Source organism: Streptomyces sp. DI166 (genome assembly GCF_900091315.1).
GTDB classification, from domain to species: Bacteria; Actinomycetota; Actinomycetes; order Streptomycetales; family Streptomycetaceae; genus Streptomyces; species Streptomyces fuscus.
In genome coordinates, this window is the sequence record NZ_FLSP01000058.1 from 14,662 (window position 1) to 33,911 (window position 19,250).

General features: G+C 69.1%; 17 protein-coding genes. 4 read left to right on the forward strand and 13 right to left on the reverse strand.

Features of this window, described 5'->3' with window-relative positions:
• Window positions 1-2 precede the first annotated feature (2 nt).
• Window positions 3-1,364: a Pup--protein ligase gene (pafA, locus tag GA0115233_RS25450; RefSeq protein ID WP_093722625.1), complete on the reverse strand. Its 1,362-nt coding sequence runs from the start codon at window positions 1,362-1,364 to the stop codon at window positions 3-5.
• Window positions 1,365-1,373: 9 nt separating this feature from the next.
• On the reverse strand, window positions 1,374-2,633 hold the full coding sequence (locus tag GA0115233_RS25455; RefSeq protein ID WP_093722653.1) for an MFS transporter: 1,260 nt from the start codon (window positions 2,631-2,633) through the stop codon (window positions 1,374-1,376).
• A gap of 107 nt (window positions 2,634-2,740) precedes the next feature.
• Between GA0115233_RS25455 and GA0115233_RS25460 the strand changes: the two genes are divergently transcribed.
• Window positions 2,741-3,757 carry a LacI family DNA-binding transcriptional regulator gene (locus GA0115233_RS25460; RefSeq protein WP_093722626.1) on the forward strand — a complete coding sequence of 339 codons (1,017 nt, stop codon included), beginning with the start codon at window positions 2,741-2,743 and terminating at the stop codon, window positions 3,755-3,757.
• 63 nt (window positions 3,758-3,820) lie between these two features.
• Here GA0115233_RS25460 and prcA read toward each other — a convergent pair whose 3' ends face one another.
• The 6 genes from prcA to arc form a co-directional block, all read right to left on the reverse strand.
• Window positions 3,821-4,576, reverse strand: a complete 756-nt coding sequence (gene prcA, locus GA0115233_RS25465) for a proteasome subunit alpha (protein ID WP_093722627.1) — start codon at window positions 4,574-4,576, stop codon at window positions 3,821-3,823.
• A gap of 59 nt (window positions 4,577-4,635) precedes the next feature.
• Window positions 4,636-5,481, reverse strand: a complete 846-nt coding sequence (gene prcB / locus GA0115233_RS25470; RefSeq protein ID WP_093722628.1) for a proteasome subunit beta — start codon at window positions 5,479-5,481, stop codon at window positions 4,636-4,638.
• The gene (locus GA0115233_RS25475; protein ID WP_093722654.1) at window positions 5,433-6,023 is read right to left on the reverse strand and encodes an endonuclease VII domain-containing protein; all 591 of its coding nucleotides are present in this window, start codon (window positions 6,021-6,023) and stop codon (window positions 5,433-5,435) included. Before GA0115233_RS25475 ends, prcB begins: the two co-directional genes overlap by 49 nt.
• Before the next feature lie 40 nt (window positions 6,024-6,063).
• Window positions 6,064-6,282 (reverse strand): ubiquitin-like protein Pup, encoded by a 219-nt coding sequence (locus GA0115233_RS25480; RefSeq protein ID WP_093722629.1) that lies wholly within the window; start codon window positions 6,280-6,282, stop codon window positions 6,064-6,066.
• A gap of 189 nt (window positions 6,283-6,471) precedes the next feature.
• On the reverse strand, window positions 6,472-7,983 hold the full coding sequence (gene dop, locus GA0115233_RS25485) for a depupylase/deamidase Dop (protein ID WP_369691381.1): 1,512 nt from the start codon (window positions 7,981-7,983) through the stop codon (window positions 6,472-6,474).
• Between the two features lie 234 nt (window positions 7,984-8,217).
• Entirely contained in the window at window positions 8,218-9,984 is a 1,767-nt protein-coding gene (gene arc / locus GA0115233_RS25490) for a proteasome ATPase (protein ID WP_093722631.1), read from the reverse strand.
• A 427-nt stretch (window positions 9,985-10,411) separates the two neighbouring features.
• On the opposite strand from arc, the gene GA0115233_RS25500 reads away from it, so the two are divergent.
• Window positions 10,412-10,714 (forward strand): ferredoxin, encoded by a 303-nt coding sequence (locus GA0115233_RS25500; RefSeq protein ID WP_093722632.1) that lies wholly within the window; start codon window positions 10,412-10,414, stop codon window positions 10,712-10,714.
• A 21-nt stretch (window positions 10,715-10,735) separates the two neighbouring features.
• On the opposite strand, the gene GA0115233_RS25505 is transcribed toward GA0115233_RS25500, so the two are convergent.
• The 3 genes from GA0115233_RS25505 to GA0115233_RS25515 form a co-directional block, all read right to left on the reverse strand.
• Entirely contained in the window at window positions 10,736-11,311 is a 576-nt protein-coding gene (locus GA0115233_RS25505) for a hypothetical protein (RefSeq protein WP_093722633.1), read from the reverse strand.
• A 203-nt stretch (window positions 11,312-11,514) separates the two neighbouring features.
• Window positions 11,515-12,417, reverse strand: a complete 903-nt coding sequence (locus GA0115233_RS25510) for a tRNA (adenine-N1)-methyltransferase (protein ID WP_093722634.1) — start codon at window positions 12,415-12,417, stop codon at window positions 11,515-11,517.
• A gap of 74 nt (window positions 12,418-12,491) precedes the next feature.
• A complete protein-coding gene (locus tag GA0115233_RS25515) occupies window positions 12,492-13,919 on the reverse strand; it encodes a site-2 protease family protein (RefSeq protein WP_093722635.1) in 1,428 nt (475 codons plus the stop codon).
• A 156-nt stretch (window positions 13,920-14,075) separates the two neighbouring features.
• Between GA0115233_RS25515 and GA0115233_RS25520 the strand changes: the two genes are divergently transcribed.
• Together GA0115233_RS25520 and GA0115233_RS25525 are read left to right on the forward strand one after the other, a co-directional pair.
• Window positions 14,076-15,026: a RecB family exonuclease gene (locus GA0115233_RS25520; protein ID WP_093722636.1), complete on the forward strand. Its 951-nt coding sequence runs from the start codon at window positions 14,076-14,078 to the stop codon at window positions 15,024-15,026.
• 14 nt (window positions 15,027-15,040) lie between these two features.
• Window positions 15,041-15,712 (forward strand): response regulator, encoded by a 672-nt coding sequence (locus GA0115233_RS25525; protein ID WP_004002520.1) that lies wholly within the window; start codon window positions 15,041-15,043, stop codon window positions 15,710-15,712.
• A gap of 74 nt (window positions 15,713-15,786) precedes the next feature.
• Here the strand turns inward: GA0115233_RS25525 and GA0115233_RS25530 are convergent, their stop codons facing one another.
• Window positions 15,787-17,376 carry an ABC transporter substrate-binding protein gene (locus GA0115233_RS25530; protein WP_093722637.1) on the reverse strand — a complete coding sequence of 530 codons (1,590 nt, stop codon included), beginning with the start codon at window positions 17,374-17,376 and terminating at the stop codon, window positions 15,787-15,789.
• A gap of 71 nt (window positions 17,377-17,447) precedes the next feature.
• Window positions 17,448-19,052, reverse strand: a complete 1,605-nt coding sequence (locus GA0115233_RS25535) for an ABC transporter substrate-binding protein (protein WP_093722638.1) — start codon at window positions 19,050-19,052, stop codon at window positions 17,448-17,450.
• Between the last annotated feature and the right edge of the window lie 198 nt (window positions 19,053-19,250).

Here is a 19,250-nt window from a genome sequence, read left to right on the forward strand (position 1 = left end):
TCTCACATACCGGCGATCAGCTTCTCCACCCTGTCGTCCACCGAACGGAACGGGTCCTTGCACAACACCGTGCGCTGCGCCTGGTCGTTCAGCTTCAGGTGGACCCAGTCCACCGTGAAGTCCCGCCGCTGCTCCTGGGCCCTGCGGATGAAGTCGCCGCGCAGCCGGGCCCGAGTGGTCTGCGGCGGAACGGACTTGCCCTCGAAGATCTTCAAGTCATTGCAGATCCGCGCTGCTTGACCCTTCTTCTCCAGCAAGTAGTACAGGCCACGACGACGGTGGATGTCGTGGTAGGCGAGGTCTATCTGCGCCACCCGCGGATGCGACATCGTCATGTTGTGCTTGGCCCGGTACCGCTCGATGAGCTTGTACTTCATGACCCAGTCGATCTCGGTGCCGATCCGGTCCAGGTCCTCGGACTCGATCGCGTCCAGCGTGCGGCCCCACAGCTCCAGCACCTGCTCCACGGTGCCGGTGCGGATACCGCGCCGCTCGCAGAAGTCCACGGCCTTCTCGTAGTACTCCCGCTGCACCTCAAGCGCCGAGGCCTCCCGGCCGCTGGCCAGGCGCACCTTGCGCCGCCCGGTGATGTCGTGGCTGACCTCGCGGATCGCCCGGATCGGGTTCTCCAGCGTCAGGTCCCGCATCACCGTGCCCGCCTCGATCATGCGCAGCACCAGGTCGGTGGCACCGACCTTGAGCAGCATGGTCGTCTCCGACATGTTGGAGTCGCCCACGATGACATGCAGTCGGCGGTAGCGCTCGGCGTCCGCGTGCGGTTCGTCACGGGTGTTGATGATGGGCCGGGAACGCGTCGTCGCCGACGAGACGCCCTCCCAGATGTGCTCCGCCCGCTGGCTCACGCAGTACACCGCCCCGCGCGGGGTCTGCAGCACCTTGCCCGCACCGCACAGCAGCTGACGCGTGACGAGGAACGGGATCAGGATGTCCGCGAGCCGGGAGAACTCCCCGTGCCGCGCCACCAGATAGTTCTCGTGGCAACCATAGGAGTTGCCCGCCGAGTCGGTGTTGTTCTTGAAGAGGTAGACGTCGCCCGCGATTCCTTCCTCGTGCAGGCGTCGTTCGGCGTCGACCAGTAGCCCTTCCAGAATGCGTTCGCCTGCTTTGTCGTGCGTGACCAGTTCGGTCACGTTGTCACACTCGGGTGTCGCGTATTCCGGATGTGACCCCACGTCGAGATACAGGCGGGCGCCGTTCCGCAGAAAGACATTGCTGCTGCGGCCCCATGACACGACACGGCGGAAGAGGTACCGCGCCACCTCGTCAGGCGACAGACGGCGCTGTCCCCTGAACGTGCACGTGACGCCGTACTCGTTCTCCAGCCCGAAAATGCGGCGGTCCATGACTGAACATTACGCCCGATCCCCTGAGCTGAAACGGGGTTCGACAGCACGGTTTGGATCATTTTCCGATGAAGCCGCAACCACCGCTGGCTGCGCGGACGCCGCGAGGACCCCGCGCGTGGCCAACAGGACCAGCAGCGAGACACCTCCCGCGGCACCCGGAACGGCGTAACCCCACAGCGCCCCGCCCTTCTCCACGACCGGACCCGCGAGCCCCGTCCCGACCGACGCGCCTACCGTGAACGTCGTCACCAGCCACGAGAACGCCTCCGTCACCGTCCCGCGCGGGGCGTGCCGGTCCACGAGCACAAACGCACAAGCGATACAGGGCGCCAGGAACACACCCGCCAGCACCATCAGCGCCACCATGGCCACCACGCCCGGCATCAGCATCAGCGGCAGGTAACACACCGCCAGAAGGGCCACCAGTACCGTCAGTCGCCGCGCCGGCTCCCCCGACCACTGCCGCGCCCCGTACACGGTGCCCCCGAGCAGCGCGCCCAGCCCGATCCCCGCCATCAGCCAGCCGTACGCCACGTCACCGCCGTGGTCGTCCGCGTACGGCACCGACGCCACCGTGATGGAACCCAGCGCCACACCGATGAACAGGAACGCCGCCAGCAGCGCCAGCAGCCCCGGCGAGCGCAGCGCGCCCAGCCAGTGCGCCTCCCGGGGCGCCGAACGCCACGCGCGCGAGGGCGGCGACAGCACCACCGACAGCGCGCCGAGCACGCCAATGAGGTTCAGGACCAGCAGCGCCGCCTGCGCCGACCACAGCGAGGTGCACAGCGTCACCAGCAACGGCCCGACCGTGAACATCACTTCCTGCGCCACGGCGTCCATCGCGTACGCCGTGTGCACCTGGCTCTCCTTGCCCAGCACCGACGGCCACAGCGCCCGCAGCCCGCCCTCCAGCGGCGGCGTGAACAGCCCGGCCACCGCCACGGCCGCGTACGCGAGCACCAGCGGCCCGATGCCGGTCACCGCGAAGACGGCCATCGCCAGCGCCGACAGCACCGCGGCGGGCAACTGCACCCGTGGCTGCCCGTGCAGATCCACCAGCCGCCCCAGCAGCGGCTGCCCCACCGCGTTCGCCACGCCGTACACCGCCGCCAGCGCGCCCGCGAGGCTGTACGTGCCGCCCTCCGCGCGCACGAACAGCACGATCGCGATGGCGGCAGTGGCGTTCGGCAGCCGTCCCACCAGCGTTCCGGCGAGCAGCCGAGCGGCATGCCTCGCCCTGAGGATCTCCAGGTATCCCGCGGCCATGTCCGCCATCTCCTCGCCGTGACGCGTGAGGTTTTACGTATAACGTCCTTCGTCATACGTACCATGTGCGCTGTTCAGGCGTCCACAGGAAAGCGCAGGCACCCACGGTGGCCCGAGGCAGCACCCGCCCCACCAGCCGGGACGTCGCCCAGGCCGCGGGCGTCTCCCAGGCCGCGGTCTCCCTCGTCCTCGGCGACAAATGGCGCGGCCGCGTCAGCGCCGCCACCGCCGAACGCGTCCGCGAGGCCGCCCGCGAACTCGGCTACCGGCCCAACCTCGCCGCCCGCAACCTCCGCCTCGGCCGCACCCGCACCGTCCTGCTCGTCGTCCCCGCCCTCACCACCGAATTCTTCGCCGGCGTCTACACCGGCGCCGCCCGCGTCGCCGCCGCCCACGGCTTCGGCGTCGTCCTCTACCCCTCCCCCGAAGGCATCGGCCCCGCCCGCGACCCCTTCGCCTCCGCCCAGGCCGCCCTCGACGGCGTCATCGCCTCCTCCATGGCCGCCGACGCCCTCACCGCCATCCGCGGCGACCAGCTCCCCCTGGTGATGCTCGACAGCGACCCCGAAGGCAGCCTCGGCGCCGCCACCGTCAACCTCGACATCGCCGACGGCATCCGCCAGGTCACCGACCACCTCCTCGGCCTCGGCCACCGCCGCTTCCTGCACCTCGCCGCCGACGTCCCCTCCTGGACCTTCGACGTACGCGCCCGCGAACTGCGCACCCGCCTGGCCCCGGTCCCCGGCACCACCCTGGCCACCGCACACGCCCCGATCTCCATCGAGGGCGCCCAGCACGCCGCCGAAACCGCCCTCGCCGCGCCCGGACCCCGCCCCACCGCCCTCATCTGCGACGACGACAAACTCGCCGCCGGCGCCTACAAAGCCGCCCGCCGCCTCGGCCTGACCGTCCCCGACGACCTCTCCGTCACCGGCCTCGACGACCTCGCCCTCGCCACCGCCATCGACCCCGAACTCACCACCGTCCGCCTCGACGCCGAGCTCTTCGGCGAACGCGGCATGCAAGCCCTCCTCGCCGTCCTGGACGGCCGCGAACCCGAGGCAGGGGACATTCCCGTCGAACTCGTCGTACGGGCCTCCACAGCGCCCCCCAGGGCCTCCTGAACGCACCTGTGCCCCGACCGGAACACCGGCCGGGGCACAGCAAGCGTGACAGCGCGGTACGGACTACTCCTCGCCGCTCTCCTCGCCACCCTCGGCGCTCTCCGCCTCGGTGGCCGCACCGTCCTCCGCCAGCAGACGGTCCAACTGGCGGCCCACGATCCGCTTGAACTTCCGCTTCTGCGGACGCGTCCGGTCCAGCACCGCCACCTCAAGCCGCTCCGCCGGAATCTCCCGCTGCGAACCGTTCGACTCGCGCGACAGCGCCTGCACCGCCAGCTTCAGCGCCTCCGCCAGGCTCATCCCGTCCTGGTGACGCTGATCCAGATAGGTGCTGATCAACTCGGCGTTACCGCCCACCGCCACCGAGCCGTGCTCGTCCACGATCGAACCGTCGTGCGGCAGCCGGTAGATCTGGTCACCCTCCGGAGTCTCACCCACCTCCGCGACCACCAGCTCCACCTCGTACGGCTTCTCGGCCGCCGAGGAGAAGATCGTGCCCAGCGTCTGGGCGTACACATTCGCCAGACCGCGCGCCGTCACATCGTCACGGTCGTAGGTGTACCCACGCAGATCGGCATAGCGGACCCCGCCGATCCGCAGATTCTCGTACTCGTTGTACTTGCCGGCGGCCGCGAAGCCGATCCGGTCGTAGATCTCACTGAACTTGTGCAGCGCGCGGGACGGGTTCTCACCGACGAACACAATGCCGTCGGCGTACTGGAGCACCACCAGACTGCGACCACGGGCGATGCCCTTGCGGGCGTACTCCGCCCGGTCGGCCATGGCCTGCTGCGGGGAGACATAGAACGGCGTCGACACCGGTTATCCGTCCCTTTCTGTGGAAGTCACTGCGATCACCTTGCAACAACCGGCTCCGGCTAGAGCAGCGCGGCCCGCGGGCCGTCCGGCTGCTCCAGACGCCGCTCCAGGATCGAGCGAGCGATCTCGGAGGACTCGTCGTCCGTGAGCCGGCGGAAACCGTCCTCGGTGATCACGGTGACAATCGGGTAGATCCGGCGGGCGACATCGGGACCACCGGTCGCCGAGTCGTCGTCAGCCGCGTCGTACAGGGCCTGCACCACCAGCGTGGTGGCCTGGTCCTCGGTCAGATCGTCACGGAACAGCTTCTTCATCGCACCGCGCGCGAAGATCGAACCCGAGCCCGTGGCGGCATAGCCCTGCTCCTCGGAACGGCCACCCGTCACGTCGTAGGAGAAGATCCGGCCCTTCTCACGGTCCAGGTCGTACCCCGCGAACAGCGGCACCACGGCAAGACCCTGCATCGCCATGCCCAGATTCGACCGGATCATGGTCGACAGGCGGTTCGCCTTGCCCTCCAGCGACAGCTGCGCGCCCTCCACCTTCTCGAAGTGCTCCAGCTCCAGCTGGAACAGCTTCACCATCTCCACCGCCAGACCGGCGGTGCCGGCGATACCGACGGCCGAGTACTCGTCGGCCGGGAACACCTTCTCGATGTCCCGCTGGGCGATCACATTGCCCATGGTGGCCCGCCGGTCACCGGCGAGCACCACGCCCCCGGGGAACGTCACCGCCACGATCGTCGTCCCGTGCGGCGCCTCGATCACGCCCTGCGTGGGCGGCAGTTGACGATTGCCCGGCAACAGCTCCGGCTGGTGCTCGGAGAGGAAGTCCATGAAGGACGAGGACCCTGGCGTCAGGAAGGCAGCTGGTAGACGCCCGGTGCTACGAGTGTTGGCTTCCACGCGATTCCTTCCAAGTAAGCGGCGGCCCGGCGGACGGCGTCGGGGTCGTCTCCCAACTTGCCGATGGCCGAATTGCAGTTGAAGCACAGTACGCCACGGACCCTACCCGTCTTGTGGCAGTGATCCACATGAACGGCCGGCGCCTTCAGACAGATCACGCAGAGCCCCATTTGGGAGGCGATCATCGCGTCACGCTCGGCTTCGGTGAGACCGTAGTTCCGCTTGAGGTGGTGTGCCCGCCCCGCGATCGCCCGACATGCCTTGCAGGCCGTGGACAGACCATCGGAAGCGGTCTTGTTGCGATCCCACTCGGAATGCGGCTTGATCTCCCCGCAGCGCTGGCAATACTTGTGCCCTTCGGGCGCGGTGACCCTTGGGCGGGGCTTCTTGCCACGGGCCTCCTGGCGCTGTCGGTAGTACACCGCAGAGCACTCCCGGCAGTAGGCCTGAAGGCCGTCCTTCATGGCCCTGTTACTGGCGAACGCTGCTCGCGGCCTGTGCTGCTTGCACCGCGAGCAGCGCTTCACGCCTTCGCCCGACAACTCCGACTCCCCCGCCACGCCCTTCGAATCAAAGGCGAGATCACTCCCCACCCTTCTGAACGAAGGACCGCACGAAGTCCTCGGCATTTTCCTCGAGTACGTCATCGATTTCGTCCAGCACCGAGTCCACGTCGTCGTTCAGCTTCTCGTGGCGCTCCTTGAGGTCCTCCGATGCCTGGGCCTCGGTGGCCTGCTCCTCGACCTCCTCGGTGGAACGCGTGGCCTTCTGCTGCCCGCCGCCGGTGTCCTTGGTTGCCATAACCCTCACCCCGCTCAGTTCGCCCGACATGGTCGCCAGGTCGGCATTCCTGCCGATCGGTGATGATCAGACCCTACAAGCCGGGTCTGACATCGGCCCCGCACTTTCCTCAACGTGCGGGGGCCACCTCGATGATTCCCGGACGGGGGGTTTTCCACCCTGTCCGGGGGACTCGGCCCAGGGGCCCGTTCAGCCGCCGGAAAGCACCCTGACCAGGTCTTCCGCGGTCCGGCAGCGGTCCAGGAGCTCCTTGACGTGATTTCGCGTTCCGCGAAGCGGTTCGAGGGTTGGAACGCGCTGGAGGGAGTCCCGGCCCGGGAGATCGAAGATCACGGAGTCCCAGGAGGCGGCCGCGACGTCGTCGGCGTACTGCTCCAGGCAGCGGCCGCGGAAGTAGGCGCGGGTGTCCTCCGGGGGCGTCGTACGGGCCCTGTCGACGTCGGCCTCGTCCAGGAGCCGTTTCATGCGCCCGCGGGCCACCAGACGGTTGTAGAGGCCCTTCTCGGCCCGTACGTCGGCGTACTGGAGGTCCACCAGGTGCAGCCGCGCGGCGTCCCAGTCGAGGTTGTCGCGGCGGCGGTAGCCCTCCATGAGTTCGCGCTTGGCGACCCAGTCCAGTTCGCCGGACAGGCTCATGGGGTCGTTCTCCAGGCGGTTGAGGGTGTCCTCCCACCTGGTCAGGACGTCCTTGGTCTGTTCGTCGGCGTCGGCGCCGAAGCGTTCCTCGACGTATTTGCGGGACAGCTCGTAGTACTCCATCTGGAGCTGTACCGCGGTGAGTGTCCGTCCGCTGCGGAGCGTGACCAGGCGCTTGAGGGACGGGTCGTGGGAGACCTGGTGGAGGGTGCGTACGGGCTGGTCGACGGCGAGGTCGACGGCGATGAAGTTGTCCTCGATCATCGACAGGACGAGCGCCGTGGTGCCGAGTTTGAGGTAGGTGGAGATCTCGGAGAGGTTGGCGTCGCCGATGATCACGTGGAGTCGGCGGTACTTCTCGGCGTCGGCGTGGGGTTCGTCGCGGGTGTTGATGATGGGGCGCTTGAGGGTGGTCTCCAGGCCGACCTCGACCTCGAAGTAGTCGGCGCGCTGGCTGAGCTGGAAGCCGTGTTCGTGGCCGTCCTGGCCGATGCCGACGCGGCCGGCTCCGGCGAAGACCTGGCGGGAGACGAAGAAGGGCGTGAGGTGGCGCACGATGTCCGAGAAGGCGGTTTCCCGCTTCATCAGGTAGTTCTCGTGCGTGCCGTAGGAGGCGCCCTTGTTGTCGGTGTTGTTCTTGTAGAGGTGGATGGGCTGGGCGCCGGGGAGCTGTGCGGCGCGTTCGGCGGCTTCGGCCATGATGCGTTCGCCGGCCTTGTCCCACAGGACGGCGTCGCGCGGGTTGGTGACCTCGGGGGCGCTGTATTCGGGGTGGGCGTGGTCGACGTACAGCCTCGCGCCGTTGGTGAGGATGACGTTGGCCAGGCCGATGTCCTCGTCGGTGAGCTGGCTGGAGTCGGCGGCCTCGCGGGCGAGGTCGAAGCCTCGCGCGTCCCGCAGCGGGTTCTCCTCCTCGAAGTCCCAGCGGGCCCGGCGGGCCCGGTGCATCGCCGCCGCGTAGGCGTTGACGATCTGGGATGAGGTGAGCATGGCATTGGCGTTGGGGTGACCGGGGACGGAGATCCCGTACTCCGTCTCGATGCCCATTACTCGCCGTACGGTCATGCGGCCCTCCTTGCCCGGCGGCGCCCTCGGTCGGGGGCGGCGCTCAAGTACCGCTGGCGCTCCGGTGCGTGTGCGGTGCCCGTCCCCGCACTGCGCGACTCGGCGGTAGGGAAGAGCCTAGAACGCCTTTGCGCTGGTGGGGAGATCATTTGCGTCATTGCGTTGGTCCGGTCGTGGCCGTAAAAACAGTCGGCTGCGGGTACCCGGTGAGGGCACCCGCAGCCGCCCTGTCTTTTACAGGTACTGACCGGTGTTCGCCACCGTGTCGATGGAGCGTCCGGTGTCGGCACCCTGCTTTCCGGTGATGAGGGTGCGGATGTAGACGATCCGTTCGCCCTTCTTTCCGGAGATGCGGGCCCAGTCGTCGGGGTTGGTGGTGTTGGGCAGGTCCTCGTTCTCCTTGAACTCGTCCACGCAGGCCTGGAGGAGGTGGGAGACGCGGATGCCCTTCTGGTTGTGTTCCAGGAAGTCCTTGATCGCCATCTTCTTGGCGCGGCCGACGATGTTTTCGATCATGGCGCCGGAGTTGAAGTCCTTGAAGTAGAGGACTTCCTTGTCTCCGTTGGCGTAGGTGACTTCCAGGAAGCGGTTTTCCTCGGATTCGGCGTACATCTGCTCGACCGCGGTCTGGATCATGCCCTGGACCGTGGAGGTCTTGTCGCCGCCGTGCTCTCCGACGTCGTCGGGGTGGAGCGGGAGCCGGTCGGTGAGGTACTTGGCGAAGATGTCCTTGGCGGCCTCGGCGTCCGGACGCTCGATCTTGATCTTCACATCGAGCCGGCCGGGGCGCAGGATGGCGGGGTCGATCATGTCCTCGCGGTTGGAGGCGCCGATGACGACCACGTTCTCCAGGCCTTCCACGCCGTCGATCTCGGCGAGGAGCTGGGGGACGATGGTGTTCTCCACGTCCGAGCTGACGCCGGAGCCGCGGGTGCGGAAGAGGGATTCCATCTCGTCGAAGAAGACGATGACGGGTGTGCCCTCGGAGGCCTTCTCACGTGCGCGCTGGAAGACGAGGCGGATCTGCCGCTCGGTCTCGCCGACGTACTTGTTGAGGAGCTCGGGGCCCTTGATGTTGAGGAAGAAGCTCTTGCCGGCGGCCTGTCCGGTGACTTCGGCGACCTTCTTGGCCAGCGAGTTGGCGACGGCCTTGGCGATGAGGGTCTTTCCGCATCCGGGGGGCCCGTAGAGCAGGACGCCCTTGGGCGGGCGCAGTTCGTGCTCCTTGAACAGGTCGGGGTAGAGGTAGGGGAGCTCGACGGCGTCGCGGATCATCTCGATCTGGTTGCCCAGGCCGCCGATCTGCTCGTAGCCGATGTCCGGGACCTCTTCGAGGACGAGTTCCTCGACCTCGCTCTTGGGGACGACTTCGTAGACGTAGCCGGAGCGGGGTTCGAGCAGGAGTGCGTCGCCGGGCCGGATGGTGACGTCCAGCAGTGGCTCGGCGAGGCGTACCACCCGTTCCTCGTCGGTGTGCCCGAGCACCAGGGCGCGTTCGCCGTCCTCCAGGATCTCCTTGAGGGTGACGATGTCGCCGACGCGCTCGAATTCCATGGCGTCGACCACGTTGAGCGCTTCGTTGAGCATGACTTCCTGGCCGCGGCGCAGGTCGTCGAGTTCGACGCTGGGGCTGACGTTCACGCGGAGTTTGCGGCCGCCGGTGAAGATGTCGGCGGTGCCGTCCTCGTTCGCCTGGAGGAAGACACCGAAGCCGGCCGGTGGCTGTGCGAGCCGGTCGACTTCTTCCTTGAGGGCCACGATCTGGTCGCGGGCCTCACGGAGCGTGTTCGCGAGTCGCTCGTTCTGGGCGGACACGCCGGCCAGGTTGGTCTGCAGCTCGACGATCCGCTCTTCGAGAATCCTCGTGTGTCGCGGAGAGTCGGCGAGCTTGCGTCGCAGGACGGCGATCTCCTGCTCAAGGTAGGCGATCTGCCCGGCCGGGTCTTCGGACCCTCGTCCCGGGCGGATGCCGCGGTTCATGTCGTCGTCGTGGGCTGCCACGGTCCTCACCTCCTCCAAGGGGAGCTGGACGCTTCCAGACCCTACCTGGGTGGGTGTCGATTGAAACCCCTAGATCACAAAGACTGTCAAGGTGTGTCGTCGGCCACACCTCGCGGCCTTCCGTACGCGGTGTGGATACCCACTCAACGCGTTCTGGAAGCCGACTGTTCCTGGCCGGAGTGGTCAAACACCGTCGCTTTTGGCCGGAGTTGCCGTCGTCGGCGGGGTGCGGGCGGGTCGGGGTGAGGCGCCGGGGCCGGGGCGTCGGGGGCGTTCGACGGTGACGCTGTGGGTAGGTGCGCCCACGGTGGGTGTTGACGGTCGGGCATTTCTCGGGTCCGGCGGGAGTGCTCGGCGGCCTTGGGCGGAGTGCGGGCGGAGGTAGGGTCGAGGAAAGATCGCCCGGTACGGGAGGACGGCAGGAGAGATGAGCGTGCAGGAGGAGGCCGTGGTCGGCGAGGCGCTGGAGGTCTGGATCGATCAGGATCTCTGTACCGGCGACGGCATCTGTGCCCAGTACGCGCCGGAGGTGTTCGAGCTGGACATCGACGGACTCGCCTACGTCAAGAGCGCGGACGACGAGCTGCTGCAGGAAAAGGGCGCGACGACGCCGGTGCCGCTGCCGCTGCTGACCGATGTGGTGGACAGCGCGAAGGAGTGCCCCGGGGAGTGCATTCATGTGCGCCGGGTCGCGGACGGGGCCGAGGTGTACGGGCCGGACGCGCCGTGACGTGCCGGGCGCGCGGGGTCGTCAGACGCTGCGCGCTCCGGCGGGGGTGGTGCGCAGGAAGGCGCCGTCCTTCCAGGTCCATGTGGCGTGGTCGGTGACGTCGGGGCAGCACCTGGGCACGTCGTCGGTGGAGTAGCCGAGCAGGGTGGCGGTGACCTCGCCTCGGTGTACGGCGATTTCCTTGACGGTCTGGCGGGTCTTGGGGTCGACGAGGGTGGCGACGACGCGGGCGCGTTCGGTGCCGGTGCCGCGGGTGAGGACGTAGACGCCGTCGGGCGGGGTGCCCATGGGGGCGTCGCAGTGGACGACGGCGACTGTTTCGGGGTTGCCGTCGCCGTCGAGGTCGCCGGTGGCCTTCTTGACGACGACGGCCTTCACGGGCCCGCATTCGAGCGGGAAGTCGGCGGCCTCGGGGTCGGGCGCGGGTGCGGCGTGCGCCGTCCTGGTCTCCGGGCCCGCTGCTTGGGCGGCGGTGGCGGCGTCGGGTTGCAGGACGGCGGAGAGCGCCACGACGCCGGCCAGGGCGGTGGCGGTCGCGACCCAGTGGATGGGGCGGGTGTGGGTGTGGGCCAGTTCCGGGACGGCGGGGTGCTGCACTAGGAGTGTCTCCTGTGAGGGCTGTGCCGGTGGGGGTGCCAGGCATCGTGCCACACGTCACACGCGCTGGGAACGGCGGGGTGTGGGGTTTCGCGGGTGGGGGTTTGGCGTGGCGTCAGCACGAAGGCGCCGGGGCGGAGTTCCCGGGTGGGTCCGGGAACTGCGCCGCGGCGCCTTCGCGTTGTACGGGACGGGTGGCCGGGTCAGCGGCTGGAGCCTCCGTCGGCGTTGGGGCCGGCGTAGTCCTCGCCGTATGCGCCCTTGGCGGGGCGGCGGCGGCGCATGGGGGGCTCGACGCCGTCGGCGAGGCGGCGGGCGGTGAGCAGGAAGCCGGTGTGGCCGATCATGCGGTGGTCGGGGCGGACGGCGAGGCCCTCGATGTGCCAGTTGCGGATCATCGTCTCCCAGGCGGTCGGTTCGTTGAAGCAGCCGATCTCCCGGATGGACTCGACGGTCCGGGCGAGCTGGGTGGTGGTGGCGACGTAGCAGCACAGGATGCCGCCGGGGACGAGGGCCTTGGAGACGGCCTCCAGGCATTCCCAGGGGGCGAGCATGTCGAGGATGACGCGGTCGACGTCGGTGTCGGACAGGTTGTCCTGGAGGTCGCCGACGGTGAGCTGCCAGGCGGGGTGGGGGCCGCCGAAGTAGCGCTCCACGTTCTGCTGGGCGATCTCGGCGAAGTCCTCGCGGCGCTCGTAGGAGTGCAGCATGCCCTGGTCGCCGATGGCGCGCAGCAGGAAGCTGCTGAGCGAGCCGGAGCCGACGCCGGCTTCGACGACGCGTGCGCCAGGGAAGATGTCGGCGAAGGCGAGGATCTGCCCCGCGTCCTTGGGGTAGACGACGGCTGCCCCGCGGGGCATGGACAGGACGTAGTCGGGGAGCAGGGGGCGCAGCGCGAGGTAGGCGACGTTACCGGTGGTGCGGACAACGCTGCCCTCGGGAGCGCCGATCAGCTCGTCGTGCGGGAAGGAACCCTTGTGGGTGTGGAAGTTCTTTCCCTCTTCGAGCGTGAACGTGTAGTGGCGGCCCTTGGGGTCGGTCAGCTGAACCTGGTCCCCGACCTTGAAGGGCCCGCGCCTGCGGGCGGCACCGGTCGGTTCGGACATGTGAACAGCCTACCGGGGTTTGCGGGGGCCGCCGACCACGGGGCGGGGCCGCCCGCCGGGCGGGCGGCGGGTGGTCAGGAGGGGCGGGCCATGGCTTTGACGAAGGCTCGTTCCACGTCGGCCGCGGAGAGGACGCCGTAGATTTCGCCGGTGTCCTCGACGACGAGGTATTCGGTGGCGGGGGTGGCGCGCAGGGCGTCGAGGAGTTCTTCGCCGGAGAGTTCGGCGGAGACGCGCATGCCGTCGGTGATGTCCTGGGCGAGGCCGCTGACGGCGACCCAGGGGCGGCGGTGTTCGGGGACGCCGACGATGGCGGCCTCGCGGACGAGGGAGAGGGGGGTGCCGTCGGCGTCGACGACGACCAGGGCGCGGGCGCCGGCGACATTGGCGCGGCGCAGGGCCTCGGAGAGGGGGGTGTCGGACTCGACGGGGACGGCGCGCCGGGTGAGGGTGCGGGCGCGCAGTTCGGGGAGGTGTTCGCGCAGGCGTGCCATGCGCAGGCTGTTGCCGGCGCCGGTCCAGATGATCGCGGCGAGGATGGCGGCCAGCAGGGCGTCCATGACGGTGTCCATGCCGACGTTGTCCTCGGCGTCGGCGCCGAGTGCCCCGGACTGGGTGAGCAGCGGGAGTCCGATGAGGACGGAGACGGCGAGGGCGCGGCCGACCCAGGCGGCGGCGACGGTGCCGGTCATGGGCTTGCCGGTGATCTTCCAGACGACGGCGCGGAGCATGCGGCCGCCGTCGAGGGGCAGGCCGGGCAGGAGGTTGAAGGCGGCGACGATGAGGTTGGAGATCATCAGGCCGGCCAGCAGGACGCCGGGGACGGTGCCGGGTTCGACGGCCTGCATGGCGCCGTAGAAGACGCCGGCGAGGACGAGGGAGAGCAGGGGGCCGACGAAGGCGAGGACGAATTCCCGGCCGGGGGTGTCGGACTCCTTCTCGATCTCGGAGACGCCGCCGAAGAACTGGAGCTGGATGCGCCGCACCGGGAGCTTGAAGCGGAGGGCGGCGACGGTGTGGGCGAGTTCGTGGACGAGGACGGAGGCGTAGAAGGCGACCGCGAAGAAGAGGGAGACGAGGTAGCGGGCGGCGCCGAGTTCGGGCAGGACGCGGTCGAGCTGGCCGCCGAAGACCCAGGTGATCAGGGCGGCGACCAGGAACCAGCTGGGGGCGACGTAGACGGGCACGCCGAAGGGGCGGCCCATGAGGAGTCCGCCGCGCGGCTCCGGGGGCTTGGGCGGGCGGTTGCCGCCGGTGGCGGAGTGGGCGTGGGCGCGGTCGTGGTCTCCGGGCTGGGCGGGCAGCGGCCGGGTGGTGGGTTCGTCGCTGTCGGTGCGCGGCTGGTCGGGCCGCTCCGAGGGCGTCTCCTGCTCGGTGGTCTCGTGCTCGGCGGGGCCTTCGGGCGGTGCCGGTGGTGTGGGCGGGGTGGTTGGTGGTGCGTGGTGCTGGGTCGGCTCCTCGGTGCCGGACCGCGGCTTCCCGCTCCCGCCGCTCTCGTCCACGGTGTCCCCTCGTTCGAAGCGTCTTCCGCGCCTGCCGGGCGGAAGGGTCTCGGGTCGATGGTATGCGGCCGTGGCCGTGGGTTCCGCCCCGGCACCCCTGTGTTCGCCCACCGCCGACGGGGTGGGCTGTCAGTGCCGGGCCGTAAGGTCGTGGGCATGGAGACGAGCACGGAGGACGTGGAGCCGTCGGCGACGGCCGAGGGTGTGGCGGCGGGGCCGCGGGAGCGGGCGGCGGAGCTGCCCGTGGTGGCCACGGCCATACCGCCCGCTTCGTTGTCCCCGTCGCGTGCCTCGGACTTCATGCAGTGCCCGTTGCTGTACCGGTTCCGGGTGATCGACCGGCTGCCGGAGAAGCCGAGCGAGGCGGCGACGCGGGGCACGCTGGTGCACGCGGTGCTGGAGCGGCTGTTCGACGCCCCGGCGGCCGAGCGGACGGCGCCGCGCGCGAAGTCGCTGATCCCGGGGCAGTGGGACCGGCTGCGGGAGTCTCGGCCGGAGATCCGGGAGCTGTTCGCCGACGACCCGGAGGGCGAGCGGCTCGCCGGGTGGCTGGCGGAGGCGGAGCGGCTGGTGGAGCGGTGGTTCACGCTGGAGGACCCGACGCGTCTGGAGCCTGCCGAGCGGGAGTTGTTCGTGGAGGCCGAGCTGGACTCGGGGCTGCGGCTGCGCGGGATCATCGACCGGGTGGATGTGGCGCCGACGGGCGAGGTGCGGATCGTCGACTACAAGACGGGCAAGGCGCCGCGGCCCGAGTACGCCGAGGGCGCGCTGTTCCAGATGAAGTTCTACGCGCTGGTGGTGTGGCGGCTGAAGAACGTGGTGCCGCGCCGCCTGCAGCTGGTCTATCTGGGCAGTGGCGAGGTGCTGACCTACGATCCGGTGCTCGCGGATCTTGAGCGGGTGGAGCGCAAGCTGCTGGCGCTGTGGGAGGCGATCCGTACGGCGACGGAGTCGGGCGACTGGCGGCCGCGGCCGACGAAGCTGTGCGGCTGGTGCGACCACCAGGCGCACTGTCCGGAATTCGGCGGTACTCCCCCGCCGTATCCGCTGCCGGTCAGGGCGCCCGAGGCGCAGCCGGGGGCGCAGGGCAGAATGGGCCCGGACTAGCGAAGGAGACTTACGTGGCCATCCGCGTCCTACTGGTCGACGACCAGCCACTGCTGCGCACCGGCTTCCGGATGATCCTGGAGGCCGAGCAGGACATCGCGGTCGTGGGTGAGGCCGGGGACGGCCTCCAGGCTCTCGACCAGGTGCGTGCCCTGCAGCCCGATGTGGTTCTGATGGACATCCGCATGCCGCGGATGGACGGCGTGGAGGCGACCCGGCAGATCACCGGGCCGGGGCGGGACGGCCCGGCGAAGGTGCTGGTGCTGACCACGTTCGACCTCGACGAGTACGTGGTGGAGGCGCTGAAGGCGGGTGCCAGCGGCTTTCTGCTGAAGGACGCGCCCGCCAATGAGCTGGTGCAGGCGATCCGCGTGGTGGCGGCCGGGGAGGCGATGCTGGCGCCGAGCATCACGCGCCGGCTGCTGGACAAGTACGCCACGCATCTGCCGTCGGGGGAGGAGCCGGTCCCGGACACGCTGCACACGCTCACCGACCGTGAGGTGGAGGTGCTGAAGCTGGTGGCGCGCGGGCTGTCCAACGCGGAGATCGCCGCCGATCTGTTCGTCAGTGAGACCACGGTGAAGACGCATGTGGGGCATGTGCTGACGAAGCTGGGGCTGCGGGACCGGGTGCAGGCGGCGGTGTACGCGTACGAGAGCGGTCTGGTGCGCCCCGGCGCGCAGTAGGGCCTGCGAGCGCGGACACAGCGGCGCCCGCTTCCCTCCGGGGGAAGCGGGCGCCGTTTGTGGTGCGGGGTGGCTCAGTCGGTCTTGCTGAGCTCCCAGAAGCGGAACACCGTGGAGGCGTCGAGGCAGTACTCCAGGCCGTAGACGCTCTCGCGGATGACGGCGTACTGCTTGGCCTGCCAGACCGGCAGGATGGGCAGTTCGTCGGCGACGATGTCCTGGAGGCGGCCGTAGTCCTGGTCGGTGGCGGTGCGGTCGCTCTGGGCGGCCGTGCGCGGGATCAGGGTGTCGGTGATGGTGTCGTTGCTGTAGTTGTTCGACAGCACGTTGCCCTTGCCGAAGAACGGCGAGGTGAAGTTGTCGGCGTCCGGGTAGTCCGGGACCCAGCCCTTGACGTAGACGCCGTACTTGCCCTTGGCGATGTCCTTCTCGTACTGCTCGAAGTCAACCGACTTCATGTCGGCGTCGAACAGGCCGCTGGCGTTGAGCTGCTCGGCTATGGCCTCCAGCTCCTGGTCGGTGGCCGGGCCGTAGCGGGACGGGGTGGACCACAGGGTCAGCTTCACCTTGCCGGTGATGCCGTCGGCCTGGAGGGCCGCCGCGGCCTTGGCCTTGGAGGGCCGGGAGCCGTAGGTGTCGAAGAAGGCGGTGTTGTGGCCGCCGATGCCCGCGGGAATGATCGAGTACAGCGGGGTCGCGGTGCCCTGGTAGACGTCCTCGATGAGGGCTTCCCGGTCGAGCAGGTAGGCGATGGCCTTGCGGACGCCGAGCTGTCCGGCGACCGGGTGGTCCATGTTGAAGACCAGGTGCTGGACCTCGGCGCCGGTGCCGTCGACGAGTTCGACGCTGCCGCTGCCGCGGTCGTCGGCCTTCTCGGTCTCGGCGATGTCGGCGGCGCTCAGGCCGCGGAAGGCGATGTCGACGTCGCCCTTGAGCAGCGCGCTCTTCAGGGCGGCGCGGTCACCGTGGAAGAACTTCATGGTCACGCCGGAGTTCTTGACCTCGGCGGTGCCCTTGTAGTGCTCGTTGACGGCGAAGACGGCCTCGTCCTCGCCGAAGGACTCCAGCTTGTACGGGCCGGAGCCGACGGCCTTGCCGTCCTCGCGCAGTCCGTCGGCGTCGTACTGGCGGTGGTCGACGATGGCGCCGGCACCCGAGGCGATCTTGCTCGGGAAGGTGGCGTCCGGGGTGTTCAGCTTGAAGACGACCGTCTTCTCGTCCGGGGTCTCGACCTTGTCCAGCATCGGGAACATAACCGCCGGACCGTCGGCGTCGTCGATCTTCAGCATGCGGTCGAAGGAGAACTTGACGTCCTCCGAGGTGAGCGAGTCACCGTTGCTGAACTTCAGTCCGTCCTTCAGCGTGCACTTGTAGACCTTGGCCTGTGTGTCGCTGAAGGCGCACGACTCGGCCGCGTCGGGCTCGGGGTCGGTGCCGCCCTTGGGGAAGGCCATCAGGGACTGGTAGACGTTGTTGAACAGCAGCCACGAGCCGGGGTCGTAGCCGGAGGCCGGGTCGGTGGCGAGGACGTCGTCGGACATCCCCACCACCACGGCTGAGCCGTCGCTCGCGGGGTCGCCGCTCTCCGAGCCGCAGCCGGTCAGCAGGCCGGAGGCCAGCCCCGCCATGATGGGCAGGACCGGCCACGGGTTGCGCATGTTCACGTGCAGGTGCCTTGTCGTTCGGGTTCGGTAATCGCGGGACCGCCGTCCGGACGGTCCGGGCACGGGAGACATCAGCCGCTCACGCCACGGCCGAGTTCCCACAGCTGGAGGGTGGAGGAGGAGTTCAGCGCGTACGCCGTACCCGTGATGGTGTCGCGTGCCGCCACGTACTGCTTGCCCTGCCACAGCGGCAGGACGGGCACGTCCTCGGCGACGATGTCCTGGATCTCGGCCAGGCTGCCCACGGCGGACTGCCGGTCGGCCTCGCGCCGGGACTGCGGGATCAGGGAGTTGCGGATCTCGCTGTTGGCGTAGGGCGAGCCGAGGAAGTTGTCCTTGTCGAGGAAGGGGGCGACGTAGTTGTCGGCGTCGGGGAAGTCGGGGAACCAGCCCATGCCGTAGACCTCGTACCGGCCCTTCTGCTCGGCGGGGCGGAAGGTGTCCCAGGCGATGCCCTTGGTGGTGACGTCGAACAGGCCACTGGCGTTGAGCTGCTCCTTGAGCACCTCGAACTCCTTCTTGGTGGCCGCGCCGTAGTGGTCGGTGGTGTAGTGCAGGGTCAGCTTCACCGGGGTGCTGATGCCGGCCTTCTCCAGCAGGGTGCGGGCCTTGCTGACGCTGGGCTCGCCGTACTTGTTGAAGAAGGAGTTGGAGTGGCCGGCCAGGCTTGCCGGGACCAGCGAGTACAGCGGCTCGGCCTGGGTGCCGTAGACCTTGGAGACCAGTTCGCTGCGGTTGATGACCTGGGCCATGGCCTGGCGGACGGCCTTGCTCTTGACGGCCGGGTCGTCGGTGTTGAAGCCGAGGTAGCGGATCTCCAGGCCGGACTTCTCGACGAGGTCGACCTCGCTGTCGGCGGCCGTGGACAGGCGCTGGATCTGGTCCGGCGACATGGTGCGGGTCATCAGGTCGATGTCGCCGTCCTCGATCGCCTCGCTCATGGCGTCGGCGTCGGCGAAGGAGCGCAGCTCGACCTTGCTGTTGTTCACCTTGAGGGTCCCCTTGTAGTTGGGGTTCTTGGTGAACACGGCCTTGACGAGCTTGTTGTCGTCGGTCTCGGCGCGGAAGGTGTAGGGGCCGGAGCCGTCGACCTCGAAGCCGTCGCGCAGTTCGTCCTTGGCGTAGTCGTCGGCGTCGACGATGCCGGCGACGGGCGTGGACAGCTTGTACGGGAAGGTGGCGTCGGCGGTCTTCAGGTGGAAGATCACCTCGCGCTCGCCCTTGGTCTCCACGGTGTCGACGGTGGACAGCAGGCCGACCACCCCGCTGGGCGCCTCGATGCGCCTGGCGCGGTCGATGGAGTACTTCACGTCCTCGGCGGTGACGGCGTCGCCGTTGGCGAAGGTGAGGCCCTCGCGCAGGGTGCAGGAGTAGCGCTCGTTGCCGGCGTCGGTGAACTCGCAGCTCTCGGCGGCCTCGGGGACCGGGTCGCCCTCGCCGCGCGGCTGGATCATCAGGGTCTGCACGGTCTGGCGCAGGATGTTCCAGGTGCCGACGTCGTACGCGGACGCCGGGTCGAGCGGCGCCGGGTCGTCCTTGGTGGTGGAGAACACGTCCGTGGTGCCGACGACGATCGCGTCCCCGCTGTCACCGCCGCCCTCGGATCCGCCGCAGGCGGCGAGAACCGGGGCGAGCAGACCAATGACGGCCGGCAGCACCAACGACTTGCGGTTCATGGGCGAGTTTCTCCAACGCTCAGTCCGTGTACTCCCCATACATGGGGTGATACGGCGGCTCACGACGACAGGGGGTGAGGGTTCAAGTAGTGAGATTAGTCGTCGTTCGCGGGACCCTTCGCGGGCCCCTGAGCCGGGCCGCCATCACGCAGCGAAACCGGTCGTGGACACACCGAAAAACCGACAGCGGAAGGATTC